General features: G+C 57.9%; 1 pseudogene. It reads right to left on the reverse strand.

Annotation, left to right across the window (positions count from 1 at the left end):
* Nucleotides 1–230: 230 nt before the first annotated feature.
* Nucleotides 231–347: pseudogene (locus ACSIPU_RS30745) on the reverse strand (3'-kinase); the annotation flags it as partial.

Raw genomic sequence — 347 nt, forward strand, 5'->3', positions numbered from 1 at the left:
CTGCCCGAGCTGTGGGGCGCGGCGGATGGCCGAAAGTGCCGCCTTGCTGGTTGATGAAGTACTGCCTGAACAACCCATGCGTCAGTGGGTGTTGAGCTTCCCGTTTCAGCTGCGTTTCCTGTTTGGGGTCGTTTGCGGGAAGGGGCGGAATCCTACGCTAAGGCTTTGGCCAGCGATATTCTCCGGTGAGATTGATGTGTTCCCAGGGGATAGGAGAAGTCGCTTGATATCTAGTATGACGTCTGTCGCACCTGCTTGATCGCGGCCGCGATAGCTAGATCGCGTTGCTCCTCTTCTCCATCCGCGTTCCAAGCTGCGGAAAGGCACCCATAAGCGTACGCCTGGTC

The organism is Klebsiella sp. HN106, from assembly GCF_051209435.1.
In the GTDB taxonomy this organism is placed as follows: Bacteria; Pseudomonadota; Gammaproteobacteria; order Enterobacterales; family Enterobacteriaceae; genus Klebsiella; species Klebsiella oxytoca.